This window comes from Ercella succinigenes, assembly GCF_900002895.1.
Genome location: NZ_CDHP01000024.1, coordinates 13,812 through 28,556 on the forward strand (window position 1 = coordinate 13,812; position 14,745 = coordinate 28,556).

The 14,745-nt window shown below is 39.7% G+C and carries 12 protein-coding genes; 11 read left to right on the top strand and 1 reads right to left on the bottom strand.

The window, feature by feature from the left end; all coding sequences use genetic code 11:
* Positions 1-3 precede the first annotated feature (3 nt).
* From AC0KSB_RS06805 to AC0KSB_RS06825, 5 genes are read left to right on the top strand one after another with little or no spacing between them, the layout of a single operon-like run.
* A complete protein-coding gene (locus AC0KSB_RS06805) occupies positions 4-1,494 on the top strand; it encodes a rhamnulokinase (RefSeq protein WP_472307624.1) in 1,491 nt (496 codons plus the stop codon).
* Positions 1,495-1,522: 28 nt separating this feature from the next.
* Positions 1,523-2,998 carry a sugar ABC transporter ATP-binding protein gene (locus AC0KSB_RS06810; RefSeq protein WP_472307626.1) on the top strand — a complete coding sequence of 492 codons (1,476 nt, stop codon included), beginning with the start codon at positions 1,523-1,525 and terminating at the stop codon, positions 2,996-2,998.
* Complete coding sequence (locus AC0KSB_RS06815) at positions 2,998-3,960, top strand: ABC transporter permease (protein WP_472307628.1); 963 nt, start codon at positions 2,998-3,000, stop codon at positions 3,958-3,960. The genes AC0KSB_RS06810 and AC0KSB_RS06815 overlap by 1 nt, the downstream gene beginning before the upstream one ends.
* Before the next feature lie 47 nt (positions 3,961-4,007).
* The gene (locus AC0KSB_RS06820; RefSeq protein WP_472307630.1) at positions 4,008-5,051 is read left to right on the top strand and encodes a sugar ABC transporter substrate-binding protein; all 1,044 of its coding nucleotides are present in this window, start codon (positions 4,008-4,010) and stop codon (positions 5,049-5,051) included.
* Between the two features lie 45 nt (positions 5,052-5,096).
* Positions 5,097-5,756, top strand: coding sequence for a class II aldolase/adducin family protein (locus tag AC0KSB_RS06825; protein WP_472307632.1), 660 nt, complete (start codon positions 5,097-5,099; stop codon positions 5,754-5,756).
* A 299-nt stretch (positions 5,757-6,055) separates the two neighbouring features.
* On the opposite strand, the gene AC0KSB_RS06830 is transcribed toward AC0KSB_RS06825, so the two are convergent.
* Positions 6,056-7,141: a LacI family DNA-binding transcriptional regulator gene (locus tag AC0KSB_RS06830; RefSeq protein WP_472307634.1), complete on the bottom strand. Its 1,086-nt coding sequence runs from the start codon at positions 7,139-7,141 to the stop codon at positions 6,056-6,058.
* Positions 7,142-7,432: 291 nt separating this feature from the next.
* Between AC0KSB_RS06830 and AC0KSB_RS06835 the strand changes: the two genes are divergently transcribed.
* From AC0KSB_RS06835 to AC0KSB_RS06860, 6 genes are all read left to right on the top strand, one after another.
* Complete coding sequence (locus AC0KSB_RS06835) at positions 7,433-8,941, top strand: sugar ABC transporter ATP-binding protein (protein ID WP_472307636.1); 1,509 nt, start codon at positions 7,433-7,435, stop codon at positions 8,939-8,941.
* Positions 8,942-8,961: 20 nt separating this feature from the next.
* Positions 8,962-9,933: an ABC transporter permease gene (locus AC0KSB_RS06840; RefSeq protein ID WP_472307638.1), complete on the top strand. Its 972-nt coding sequence runs from the start codon at positions 8,962-8,964 to the stop codon at positions 9,931-9,933.
* Between the two features lie 14 nt (positions 9,934-9,947).
* The gene (locus tag AC0KSB_RS06845) at positions 9,948-10,979 is read left to right on the top strand and encodes an ABC transporter permease (RefSeq protein WP_472307640.1); all 1,032 of its coding nucleotides are present in this window, start codon (positions 9,948-9,950) and stop codon (positions 10,977-10,979) included.
* 78 nt (positions 10,980-11,057) lie between these two features.
* A complete protein-coding gene (locus tag AC0KSB_RS06850) occupies positions 11,058-12,137 on the top strand; it encodes an autoinducer 2 ABC transporter substrate-binding protein (RefSeq protein WP_472307642.1) in 1,080 nt (359 codons plus the stop codon).
* Positions 12,138-12,263: 126 nt separating this feature from the next.
* Complete coding sequence (locus tag AC0KSB_RS06855) at positions 12,264-13,766, top strand: FGGY-family carbohydrate kinase (protein WP_472307644.1); 1,503 nt, start codon at positions 12,264-12,266, stop codon at positions 13,764-13,766.
* Between the two features lie 65 nt (positions 13,767-13,831).
* Complete coding sequence (locus tag AC0KSB_RS06860; protein ID WP_472307646.1) at positions 13,832-14,698, top strand: D-psicose 3-epimerase; 867 nt, start codon at positions 13,832-13,834, stop codon at positions 14,696-14,698.
* The last annotated feature ends 47 nt before the right edge of the window (positions 14,699-14,745 follow it).

The window sequence follows — 14,745 nt, forward strand, 5'->3', positions numbered from 1 at the left end:
ATTGTGCAGACAAAAAACATCATAGGACTCGATTGTGGTAATTCATCTTTTCGCGTTGTGCTAGGTACGTATGACGGCCAAAAGCTAACAACGAAGATTATTAAGCAGATACCTAATAATATGGTTAGAGTTGGAGAATATTACTATTGGGACATTCTTAACATTTACAATGGATTTCTGACAATACTACAAGAAATGATTATATCAGGGATTCACATCGATTCAATTGGTGTATGTACTTGGGGTGTCGATTTTGCATTATTAGATAAAAAAGGAAATATGATTTCTAATCCGCTTTCATACAGAAATGAGCAGGGAATCAAATACCTCAGTAAGCTAAATGATAATGATCGCTATAAATTATTTGAAAGAGTTGGTATTGCGTGTGATCGGATTAATTCGGTATATCTAATGCAGGTAATTCGTGATGAATTTTCAGATATATTCTCTATTGCAGATAAGCTGCTAATGGTTCCGGATATTATCAATTATTTTCTTACTGGTGAAAAAATCAACGAGCCAAGTGAATTAAGTACAACGCAACTCATGAATATTAGAAGCAGAGAAATTGAAAAATCTGCTTGCGAATTTTTCAATATACCTTCGGGTTTGTTTTGTCCAACTGGTAAGCATGGAACAAAAATAGGAAATGTTCGTTCAACCGTACTTGAACAGATAGGGGCTGCCTATGACATTCCTGTTGTATGCGTTCCTTCGCATGATACAGCTTCTGCTGTTGCTGCAATTCCTAGTAAAGAAGATGATTTTGTATTTATAAGTTCCGGCACTTGGTCATTGATTGGTACTGAGATCGAAGAGCCGATAATCAATACAAAAGTCTTCGAGTATGGCTTAACGAATGAACTTGGTTCATTCAACAAAATAACATTGCTTAAGAATAGTGCCGGCATGTTTATTATCCAGAAATTGAAACGTGAATATGAGATTGAGTCTGGCAGAAAATGGGGTTGGGATGATCTTGATTTTCTTGAGGAATCATACGAACTGCCTGCACCAATCATCGATATAAATGACGACAGGTTCTTTCATCCAAGCAATATGAGTGAAGAAATCTGGTCTTATCTTCTTGAAACCGAACAGGGCTCCGGCAAGAAAGATTGGAATGCAATTATAAAGGTTTGTTATCACTCAATGGCCTGCTGTTACACAGAAACTATTAAAAACATTGAAGAAATAACAGGGAAAAAATACGACAAAATATTTATTGTTGGCGGTGGTTCCAAAAACATCAAAGTAAATCAGCTAACTGCAAATTATTCTGGTAAAAGTGTTATCGCCTGTGATAAAGAGAGTACTGCCCTTGGCAACATCGCCACACAATTGGCATATTTTGACGAATCAATTCGATTGAATGAGATTCGAGAAATAATCAACTCTTCTACTCAAACAAAAGCGTACTTGAGTGAAGCGGTTGATATGAATCCTCTGGATAAATACAGAGCTATAAGAAACGTTAACAAAGGAAAGGGGTGAGTTGCACTTGGGTGAATGTTTGCTGAAAATGAAAGGTATTAATAAAAGCTTTTACGGTGTACAGGTGCTAAAGAATGCACAGTTAAGCTTGGAGGCTGGAGAAGTTCATGTTTTATTGGGTGAGAATGGCGCCGGTAAATCAACATTGATCAAAATACTAGCCAGTGCATATCGAAAAGATAGCGGATCTATTTTTCTTAATGGTGAGGAAATTCAATGTAAGACACCAAAAGAGGCGATTGATGCTGGTATCAGTGTTATCTATCAAGAATTCAATCTAAATCCATATACATCAATTTATGAAAATATAATGCTTGGCAAAGAGGAGTGCTTTTGTGGAGTTATAAAAAGAAAAAAATGTATCTGTTCTGCAAGTGATTACATAAAGATGATAGGCCTAGATATGGATCCTGAAACCTTGGTAGGAGATTTAAGTGTGGCACAAAAGCAAATGGTTGAAATCGCAAAGGCCATTAGTTGCAATGTTAAATTGCTTGTGCTGGATGAACCTACTGCAACGTTAACAGATAAGGAAACCGCGAAACTGTTTAAAATCATAGAAGATGTGAAAGCACAAGGAGTCGGCATAATCTATATTTCTCACAGAATGAGTGAACTGTTTGAAATTGGTGACCGATGTACAGTTATGCGTGATGGTGAGTATATAAAAACTGTAAAGATGTCAGAAACCAGTGTAGATGAACTTACCAAACTAATGGTTGGTCGTAGTGTTTCTCTTGATAGAATGGTTAATCCGTATGTTAATGAGCAAGATGAAGTCCTTAGTATTCAAAATTTAAAATACAAGGATCGTGTGAAAGATGCTTCTTTTTCACTAAAAAAGGGTGAGATTTTGGGATTGGCCGGTCTAGTCGGAGCTGGTCGTACTGAAATTGCCAAGTGTATCATAGGAGCATATAAAAAAAATGGTGGTTCAGTTGCATATCAAAATAAAGATATTAGCGAAGATACAGTTGATCAAACTATAAACAAAGGAATCGTCTATTTGAGTGAAGACCGTAAGGACGAGGGGTTAATTCAAATTCACAGCCTTAAAGCGAATATCAGCCTACCAAATCTCGGCTTATTTGGGAAAATTCAGTTGAACGATAAAAAAATTCGCGACAAAGCAGTTACATACATTAAAAAACTACATATAAAAACTCCGTCAGAAAACGTGCCCGCGCAATCTTTGTCCGGTGGCAATCAGCAAAAAGTGGTTATAGCAAAATGGCTCCTTTCTGATGCGAAGGTTTATATTTTCGATGAGCCGACACGAGGAATTGATGTAGGTGCAAGAGAAGAAATCTATGAGATTATGCTTGAACTTGTAAAAAATGGAGCTTCGATTCTCATGATATCGTCTGATTTGGTTGAGATTCAAAAAATGTGTAACCGCATACTTGTGATTCGAGAAGGTGTGGTTGCTGCAGAACTAATTAACGAGGCAACCCTAACTCAAGACAAAATTATGATACACGCATTAGCTGGAGGAGTAAACTGATGGAAAAAGTACTTAAGCCAAAGAAGCTCGATATTGCGTCCGTTACCCTTTATTTGGGCGCTGCAATTATTTTTATTGTCTTTACGGTTCTAACCAAGATTAATGATAAAGATTTCTTAACAGCAAATAACATTTCGAACATTATTACTCAGTCAGCTGTTATCTCTATTATTGCTATTGGCGCTTCATTTGTAATACTAACAGGTGGTATAGATTTATCAATTGGTTCAATTGTTGGCTTTACTGGAATTTTTGGAGGTACTTTAATAAAAAGTGGAGTGCCGTTATTGATTTCAATTCTTGTTTGCATTGTGGTCGGTGCAGTGATTGGATTCATCACTGGATTGCTAGTAAGTTATGGTAAAGTGCCGGCATTTATAGTTACATTAGGAACGATGCAGATAGTTCGTGGGGTGACTAAAGTTATCACTGCAGGTAAGCCAGTAGCAGGATTGCCAACGGAACTTTCAGCTCTTACGGAAACAAGAATATTGGGACTGCCAATTATGGTCTACTATGTATTTGTTCTTTACGCTTTAATCATTTATATCCTAAAGAAAACAAAATTTGGCAGACGAGTTTATGCGATTGGTGGTAATTCTAAAGCTGCTAAATTGTCAGGTGTGAAAGTGAATTTAGTCGAAACATTTACATATATGATTGCAGGAGTTTTTTCAACTATTGGTGGTATTCTTCTCTTGTCACGTTTATCTTATGCTGATCCCAATGCAGGTGCGGGCTATGAAATGGATGCTATAGCAGCCGTAGTTATTGGAGGTATAGCACTATCAGGTGGGAAAGGGAAAATAGGTAATACTCTGGTTGGATCGCTCATTCTCGGGACTCTTAAGAGTGGACTTCAGATTCTTAATGTTCCTGTATATTACCAGACAATCATTATAGGCGTTGTCATCATTATGGCAGTGTTTCTTGATAAATCTAAAGAAAGGAAGGCAGAATAATTACTTGTTACGAGGGAAAGCAAACAAAACAAAAAAAGGAGAATGTTATGAAGAAAGTACTAGTAATATTAGTGGCTCTGTCCTTAATTATGACTGCGGTTGCTTGTGGTGACTCGCCTAGTGAAGAAGGTACCACTGTGCAGTCAACTACTGCTGGAACAACGACAGCAGAAGGCCAAGATGAGCAGCCCGCGAATGAGTCCAGAGATCAAGATTATACGATCGGCTTTATTCCCATGACTCTTAACAATGAGTATTTTATCACTATGATTAGCGGAGCAGAGGTAATGGCAGAAGAGTTGGGCGTTGAACTTGTTGTCCAGGCGGGTGACCAGCATGCAAGTGCAGCAGAACAACTTTCGATTGTTGAAAACATGATTACTTCAGGCGTGGATGCAATTTGCATTGTCCCAAGTTCATCAGAAGGTCTGCTTGCGGCTTTGAGAGCGTGTAAAGAAGCGGGCATTCCGGTTCTGAATATTGATACAAAACTCGAACAGTCAATCATCGACGAAGCCGGTTTAGAAGTGCCGTTTTATGGTACAGATAATTATGCAGGTGCTGTTGATGCCGGGCAATACATTAGAGAGCAGTTTGAAGGCACCATAAAGACTGCAATTTTGACCGGGATCGAAGGCCAGCAAAATGCTGCAGATCGTAGAAATGGCTTTGTTGAAGGTGCTGCTGACCGCATTGAAGTTGTAGCTGAGCAGTCTGCTAACTGGGAAGTTGATCAGGGCTACTCTGTTACACAAAATATAATTACTGGTAATGATGATCTGCAACTAATTTATTGTGGTAATGATGGTATGGCAATTGGCGCACTCCGTGCTGTTCAAGAAGCCGGACTCCAAGATCAGATTAGTGTTATTGGATTTGATGGAATTTCTGAGGCAATGAGCCTAATAACAGAGGGTGGTCTTTATGGTTCTGTTGCACAGTATCCTGGGGAGATGGGTAAATTAGGTGTCCAAAATGCTGTTAACTACCTCAATGGTCAGACTATTGAGCAATATATTAATACTGGTGCTAAATTGATCACCTCTGACAATGTCAATGAGCATATTGAATATCTTAAGCAGTTTGAGTGAGAGCTAAATAGATCCAAATATAAATTTAATAGGAAAGAGGAAAAAATGAATTACAAGAAAATACTTGTTAAATCTGGTTTACGTATGTATGAAAGTGGACTGACAATCGCAACATGGGGCAATATTAGTCTCAGAGATCCGAAGACAAACTTAATATACGTTACACCGAGTGGTATGGATTACAAAACGATAAATGAGGATGACGTTGTTGTTGTTGATAAACATTCAAACATAGTTGAAGGACATCGCGCTCCTACTATAGAGACAGCGCTTCATGTAGCAATTTATAATAAGCGTCCCGAAGTGAATGCAGTTGTACACACTCATCCAATATACTCAACCGTTTTTTCGACTTGTGGAGAAACAATTCCACTAATTATTGATGAAGCAGCTCAGATAATGGGTGATTGCTGTAGAACTGCTTCATATGCATTGCCCGGATCAAAAGAACTTGCAGACAATTGCATTCAGGCGCTGGGTGAAAAGGCAAATACATGTTTGCTGCAGTCACATGGTGCGGTGTGCTTAGGTGAGGATATTGATTTTGCCTTCAAAGTGTGCACCGTGCTTGAAGTTACTGCTCAGATTTATCAAATGGTCAGAGCGATGGGGAGCAAATGTATAGATATTTCGGAAGAGAATATTTGCGCAATGCAACATTTTGCTAAGAATATCTATGGTAAAAAGAACCGCCAGACTAATTGATGAATTGTTTTGCCCTGATAAATTATCAGAACAAGTATTTTTGGTACTAAATGCCTTCCGATAGATGATTGAAGAATAGGTGCCTCGTCAAAAACATAGACAATTGCGTCTGCGTTGCGATGAGGCACCTTCTTTTTGGAGGAGAGTGTAAGATGTTAAGCAACAAAATATAGTTGCCGCAGGATTTTATAAAACTACAGCAATTGAGCTTTTTAATAGGGAAATGTCTTCTTTTGCATTATCATTGTGCAGTGCCATATTCTTTATACAAAATAATACCTTTGCAGCCTGTTGGTGGTTTATCTATCATCTGTGGCAACTATATTTTGTTGCTTAACATTTAATTTAACTGGGCAGGTACTTTTGCGTTTTATTAGTGTGCCACTGACTTGAAGTTTGATAGTTGGGGCGCCGTGTGAGTTCATGTGGCTGTGGAGCAGTCTGACCGCCCATATACCCATTTCTTTTGTAGAGATATTTATTGTTGTAAGAGGCGGATCGGCAACTGCAGCATAAACGATATCGTCAAATCCGATCAAAGAAATATCGTCAGGGATGCGAATTTGGTGCTTTTTAAAAGCTTTCATTGCTCCTATTGCTATCGTATCATTAGTAGCCATCAAGGCTGGCGGGAAAATTTGTCCTTTGTCTAATAATGATGAAATATAATCACTTGCGGTAGTTAGATCTGAAGGGACTCTAAAAACCATTCGATGATCGAATGGCAATTCGAAATACTCTAACGCTTCTATGTAGGCCTTTAGCCTTGCCTTGCAATTAGAGCTTGGCATATTGTTATAGAGATAACCGATTTTCTTATGACCTTGTTTTACTAAATGTTCTACAGATATGTAAATTGCTTCGGAATTATTCATATTTACTGAGTTAATGCTGAAGTTTGGCATATAATTATCGATTACTACGATTGGTTGAGGCAACTGATTAAGATAGCTGAGAAGTTCTGGACTAAATTCTGTTGCTAGAAACAAGATTCCCTCAGGGTTTTGAGGTTTTATATTGGCTATTACATCCTCTATATTAAGGGGATTGACTCCTATCATAACAAGGTTAAAGCCATGGCGCCTTGATTCTTTTTCGACGGAATCAATGATCGATGAAACAAAACCGGCATTGCCGTTTACTAGATTGCCGTGCTTGATAAATTTTAAAAAGTAAATATTTTTATTTTTTTCTGATTTTACAGCTGGTTTCTGTTTTGCTATGACTGAGTTTGACTTGGTGACATTTATAGAACAGCCGTTTTCTTTTAACAGCTTAAGTATGCGTTCCCTGGTCTTAATGCCGACGCCAGGGCGATCGTGTATCACCATTGAAACAGTAGATGGTGATACATTTGCGGCTTTTGCTATTTCTTTAAGATTCATAGAGTCACCGAGCTTTCATTGAGGTTAGGTATTAAGAATAATAGCATTATTTATCAATTTTGAGAATAGTGTTATTTTACTAAAATAGACGATTTTGTTAACAAAATAAAAGCAGGCCGAAAATGAAATGTGTTTATATGTGCATAAAACAAGTATTTTGTTGTATGCATTTGTGTAATGTGTATTGACAAGCTGCGGGTTTAGTTGTATTTTAGTAAAAGCAAAGCGTTATTTAGTAAAATAAATTTTGCAATACTATATAGGTCTATAGAAATTTATGAGAGGTAGCCCATGGATAAGAACAATTTCTTAAATGTCAGGCGCATTAGTAAAACCTTCCCAAGTGTCAAGGCTTTGGATGATGTAGAGTTTGCGGTCAAGGCTGGTGAAGTTCATGCCTTAATTGGAGAGAATGGCGCAGGCAAATCTACCTTGATAAAAATTCTTGCTGGTGTTTATGAACCTGATCTTGGTGCTGAAATTGAAATTGAAGGCAAAAAAATCGAAAAATTGAATCCAATAACTTCAGTTAGAAATGGTATCTCAATTATATTTCAGGATTTTTCGTTATTTCCTAATCTAACTGTCGCGGAAAATATTGCTCTGGGTGGTGCTCTTGAGAGTGGCAGTGCAGTTGTAAAGTGGAACAAAATGCGTGATGTTGCCAAGGCTGCTGTGGGTAAACTTGGTGTAGACATTTCCGTTGATGTGAGACTTGGAACTCTTTCTATTGCTAAACAGCAGTTGGTTGCAATTGCCAGATCTCTTGCCAGTCAGGCGAAACTTATTATTATGGATGAGCCTACTTCAGCATTATCAAAAGGCGAAGTTGAACTATTGTTTAAAATAATTCGCGGTCTGCAAGCCGATGGTATTGCTGTTGTGTTTGTTAGTCATAAGCTGGAAGAACTTTTTGAGGTATGCGAGACTTTTACTGTCTTACGAGATGGTAAATATATAGGTACATATCCTGCGATTGATATGGATAATTCGAAGCTGATTTCTCTCATGGTTGGTAGAAAAATTGAGTTTGAAAGACTTAGTGGCAAGAATATCGGCGAGCTGATTTTAGATGTTCATAAACTGACAAAAGCAGGCAACTTTAAAAATATTTCTTTCCAACTGCATAAGGGTGAGATCCTAGGCATTACAGGGTTGGTTGGTGCAGGCCGGACGGAGGTTGTTCAGGCGTTATTTGGATTAAATAAGCCCGACTCTGGTGAGATTACCCTTAACGGTGAAAAGGTCAACATCAATAGTCCGGAGGAGGCCGTGAAGCTTGGATTGGCTTTTGTGCCAGAGAGTAGACAGACTGAGGGTTTGGTTATGCGCCAGAATATGCGTGATAATATCGTATTGCCTATTCTGGATACACTTACTAATCGGGTTGGTCTGATTGACCATGATTTGCTTGGCAATGAAGCAGACAAATGGATAAAAGAAATCAATGTTGTTCCGGCTGTTCCAGATATGCTGGCAGGTCAGTTTTCGGGTGGTAACCAGCAGAGGATAGTTATTGGTAAGTGGCTGGCAACTAATCCTAAGCTTCTTATTATCGATGAACCGACAAATGGTATAGATGTAGGAGCAAAGTCTGAAATACATAGACTTTTGAGAAGTCTGGCTGACCAGGGGATGGGTATCATTATGATTTCATCGGAACTTCCAGAAGTGTTGGCGTTAAGTGATCGTATTCTTGTTATGAGGCGTGGAAGAATTAACGGGGAATTTGAAGGTGCGACGGCTGATTCTGAAAGTGTAATGAACAAGGCATTCCTGGCTGATAATAAAGTAGGCTGATCGGGGAGGATATCAAAAAAATGAAACACTGGATAAAAACCAAAGAATTTATGGTGCTTGTCATCGTACTGACTGTTATAGCGGTAGTCAGTATAGGTAACCCGAAAGCTTTTCTAACTACTGAAAATATTTTCGACATAATTAAGTCAAACCTGGTTCTGGCAATCGCTGCAATGGGTATGCTGCCTATATTGCTGACTGGCGGCATAGATGTTTCGGTTGGTGCTTTGATGGGCTGCGCTTCGGTTATCTCTGCTCAGTTTATGATTAATGTCACTGATAACATACCTCTTGCTTTCTTAGCCGGTGCCGTTTCCGGTATTGTTCTTGGTTCAGTAAACGGATTCTTCGTTTCTAAACTAAAAATGCCACCGATTGTTGCAACATTGGGTACTATGAGTGTCTATCAAGGTATGATGTCCTATATCACTAACGGCAACTGGATTAGTAATATACCTACCAATTTTGTGGAGTTCGGCAAGGGGTACTTGTTTGGAATAATTCCAGTACAGACCTTTTTTCTGGTAGCAATGGCTGTTCTTACCTGGTGGATCCTCAAATATACATTTATCGGTCGAGGTGTTTTTGCCATTGGTGGTAATGCCGTTTCGGCCGAAAGAATCGGTTATAACGTTCAGAGAATCCAGTTTTTGTTATACGCCTTTAGTGGTTTTGCTAGTGGCATTGCTGCCGTAGTCAGAACATCAATTTTTGGTCAGGTTGACCCAAAGACTTTTACTGGTTTCGAATTGAAAGTCATAGGTGCAGTAGTTGTTGGTGGTGCTAGTGTCAGTGGTGGCTATGGTAGCGTCATGGGAACCTTATTTGGTGTTGCGCTGATGGGTTTGCTCGAAAACGGCATGATACTCCTTAGAATACCAACATTCTGGCAGAAGATCATGATAGGTTTGATAATTCTGTTTGCGGTAAGTATAGATTTCGTAAGGGCGAGAAGAGCAAGCGCTAAGCAGCTCAAGGTAGATGTAGCATGAGTGGAGGTGCGAATATGAAAAATAAAACTGCAGGATTAATTCAAGGCCTCCGTAATAATTCCAAGGAGTTCACTTTGTTTGCAGTACTTGTTGTCACAGTTGTTGTACTGAGTGTTTTAACAGATGGTAAGTTTACCAGCTCCGCAAATATACAGTCGATGGCGGCGCAACTGCCGGAATTTGGGTTTTTTGCATTAGGCATGATGATTGTTATTCTTACAGGTGGAATTAACTTGTCGGTTGTTAATACGGCTGCGATGTCATCAATTGTTGGCGCAATGGCAATTGCTAAAATATATTCTGAAGGCGATGGTTCTCCGGTTGCCAGCATAATAGTAGGTATTGCTCTGGTTTTGACAGTGGCGCTGATTGGGGGTCTGATTAATGGTTTCACGGTTTCATATGTAGGAGTTACACCAATGTTGGTTACACTTGCAACTATGATGATTTTTGAAGGTGTGGGATTGTTGTTGAGTAAAGGCAATGCAATTTCAGGTTTTCCGCAATCCTTCATGTGGATCGGTTCTGGTAAGGTGCTTGGTATTCCTGTTCCAATGATATTGTTTATCATAGCTGTCATTGTATATATTATTCTGCTTGAACATACTCCCTGGGGCAAGCGTGTATATATGGTCGGCTGCAATCCAACGGCTACTATTTTTTCAGGTATCAATAACAAAAAAGTGCTGATGAAGGTATATATTCTATCTGCAACCTGTGGAGCTCTCGCTGCTGTAATTATTATGTCGAGATACAACTCCGCAAAAGTCGACTACGGTTCTTCCTATATGATGAAGTCAGTAACCGCCGCTGTCCTTGGCGGTACGGATATCAATGGCGGCTATGGTCGTGTTATGGGTACAGTTATTGCTGTTCTGATCATACAGTCTATTTCGTCAGGACTGAACCTGCTGAATATTAATAGATTCTTGTCAGACGTCGTTATGGGATTGTTGTTATTGGCAGTGCTGTCATTGAACTTCATCAGTACGACTATCAAGGAAGCCCGTAAAAAGCGTCAAACCGCTGTTAAGATCGGTGTTTAAGACTTAATAATTAAGTTATGTCTCACCTGTTTATGGTGTGCATATAAAGCAAAAAATTCTATATTAGGAGGAAAGAAAATGTTTAAAAAAAGTACGGCACTTCTACTAGTTATTGCCTTGATGGCAACATTGATTATGTCTGCTGGCTGTGGTGGTGATACAACTACTACAACAGCTGCCCCGGCAGAAACAACAGCTGCTCCGGCAGAGACAACAGAAGGCGACGGAGAAACAACTGCACCATCTGGTGAAGCTTATAAAATTGTCGTTATGCCTAAACTGATCGGTATTCCTTACTTCAATCGCTCAGAAGAGGGTGCTCTCAAGGCTGGTGAAGACCTAGGCGTAGAGGTCATTTACAATGGTCCTTCAGTTGGTGATGCCGCTCAGCAAGTTCAAATGATTGAGGACTATATTATTCAGGAAGTTGACGCTATCTGTGTTGCTCCTAATGACGCTGCTGCTCTCACACCTGCTCTGCAGAAAGCAAAAGATGCTGGTATTGTAGTTCTTGACTGGGATACTCCTGCTGAGAAGGATCTGGTTGAGTTGTCAGTTAAACAGATCGATGACAGAGAATTTGCAGAGTTATATTTCGACCAGTTGGTAGAGCTTTCAGGCACAGATGAAGGCGAATATGCAATCATTACCGGTGGTCTGGCTGCTGCAAATCTAAACACATGGATTGACTTCGGTATGGAATATGCCGCAGAAAAGTATCCTAACCTTAAATTGGTCACAGATAAGATCGCTAGTGATGAGTCTGCTGATATCGCTTATCAGAAGTCGCTAGACCTGCTCAAGACCTATCCAAACTTGATCGGTATACTTGGGTATTCAACACCGGCTCCCGTCGGTATTGCCAAGGCTATTCAGGAAAGAGGTCTCCAAGGTGAAGTTGTAGCTGTTGGTTCAGCTATGCCTACTGACTCAGCTCCATATTTGAAAGACGGATCAATGTCAGCCGCTTTCTTGTGGGATCCCGCAACGCTTGGTTATCTAACGGTTTATTTGGCTAAGACCGTTCTCGATGGCGGTGAAGTAACCGATGGCATGGATGTTCCGAATGTAGGTAATATCCGTGTTAATGGTAAAGATGTAGTCATGGGTCCGCCGTCTGTTTTCACAGCTGAGAATGTTGATGAATTTCCGTTCTGATAAAACCCTGAGGTCAGTCTAACCTTATTTTTATATGTGTTAGATTTGTTAATCAGTACTAATTCAAGCTCCTGCTATCATTTGATGTGGTAGCGGGAGTTTTCTAAAAATACAGGAGAAAATGTTATGAACGATTGTTATCTTGGTATCGATAATGGCGGGACAATGGTAAAAGCTGTCATCTTTGATGAAGCTGGCAGATATATTTCCGGTGCATCAGAGAAATTAGAAATGATCGTACCCAGACCAGGTTTCACTGAAAGAAATATGACTGATCTCTGGCAAGCCAACTGTCGCGTTATCAAACGTGCAGTCGAGCAGGCAGGCTCTTCTGTAGCAAAAAATATACGCAGTGTAGCGTGTTCTGGGCATGGTAAAGGTTTATATCTATGGGGAAACGATAACAAACCGGCTTATAACGGTGTAGTCTCTACAGATTCAAGGGCTGTTAAATATGCGAAAGCCTGGTCAGAAAGTGATATAGGACGTTATGTGCAGTCGATCAATTACCAAAAAATTCTTGCTAGTCAGCCGGTTTCTATTTTGCGTTGGTTTTCTGATCATGAACCAGATGTCCTCCTTAAAACTAAATGGATCTTCGAATGTAAGGATTATATCCGTTACTGCTTAACCGATGAAGCTTTCGCTGAAATTACTGATTATTCTGGTTCGAATCTGATGAATTTAAAAACGATGAGTTTCGAACGTGATTTGTTGGCAAAATTTGAATTGGAAGATATGATTGACAAGTTGCCTCCTTTGAGAAGATCGACGGATATCTGTGGATATATATCTGAGGAGGCTGCTGCCTTAACAGGTCTGCAGGTTGGTATTCCGGTTGCAGGGGGGATGTTTGATATTGATGCTTGTGCTGTAGCAATGAATGTTTTCGGAACTGAACAATTTTGTGTGATTGCTGGGACTTGGAGCATCAACGGTTATGTATCTCAAGAACCAGTTAAGGACGGTAGTGTCATGATGAATTCCTGCTATGCAGTACCAGGCTGCTTCTTTATAGAGGAAGGAAGCCCAACTTCTGCTGGCAATCATGAATGGTTTACGAGTTTTTTTCTAGATCGCGAGAAACGACAGGCAAAAGCAGAAGGCCTTAATATCTATAAATATACTGATCAGCTTGCATCGGAGGTGCTTCCTGATGAACAGGATTTGATATTTTTACCTTTCGTTTATGGTTCAAATTACAATCCGTTGGCAAAAGCTTGCTTTTTAGGATTCGACAGTCATCATACACGAGCTCACATGATTAGAGCAGTTCTCGAATGTATTGTATTCGGACACAGAACGCATCTGGAGAAATTATTTAAACATCAGATGCCCAAGGTGATTCGCCTAGCAGGCGGAGCTGCAAACTCTGAAGTTTGGGCTCAAATGTTTGCTGACATTATTAAACTACCAGTAGAAATTCTTGAATCAAAAGAACTTGGAGCTCTTGGTTGTGCAATGGCTGGGGCTGTTGCGGTTGGTAAATATGAAGATCTGCCTGCTGCCGGTCAATCAATGGTTAGGATAAAAAACAGATATGAACCTAATGAGTCTTTATCAAATATATATGAAAATAAGTATGCGAGATATAAGCTTATAGCAGATAAACTTGATGAAGCTTGGTAGCTGTTGAGAGAATAGGATTAGGTAGATACAAAAAATTTAGATAAATATTTTATGAGGTAAGACTAATGAAACATGGAATTTATTATGCATACTGGGAAAAGGAATGGAAGGCTGACTATAGGTTGTATATCGATAAAGCTGCTAAACTGGGCTTCGATATTATGGAAATTGCGGCAACGCCCCTGCCTGATTATAGTGATGTGCAGTTGATGGAATTGCGTGACTATGCAAAGCATAAAGGTATTATCTTGACTTGCGGGCATGGTCCAAATGCTTCACAGAATCTGGCCTCTGCCGATCCAGAAGTTGTTAAAAACGCCATCTCTTTTTATGCTGACTTGTTGGTTCGACTTGAAAAACTAAATATTCATACAATTGGTGGCGGCATTTACTCCTATTGGCCGGTAGACTATAGTCAGACGATTGATAAACCTGGTGACTGGGCAAGGAGTGTAGAGAATGTTCGAGAGGTTGCGAAAATTGCTCGAGAGTGCGGAGTCGATTATTGTCTGGAGGTGCTCAACCGTTTTGAAGGATATTTGTTGAACACAGCAGATGAGGGTGTTCGTTTTGTTGAAAGTGTAGGTCTGGATAATGTAAAGGTAATGCTTGATACCTTTCATATGAATATCGAAGAGACAAGTATCGGTGGTGCTATCAGAAGAGCTGGTAAGCATCTCGGACATTTTCACACGGGTGAATGCAACCGCAATGTTCCAGGCAAAGGTCGCACCCCATGGCGAGAAATCGCTGAGGCTCTTCACGACATCGGCTACGATGGCAGTATTGTTATGGAACCGTTTGTTTTGCAGGGAGGCAAGGTTGGAAAGGATATCAAGGTCTGGCGTGAGATAACAGATGATACTAGCGATAGCAGTCTTGATCAGTCTGCAAAAGAAGCTTTGCAATTTTCGCGCTATATGCTTGGATAAGTATGCTGATAAAATAAAAAAGTAAGCGGTGAACTTAGCGCATCTCC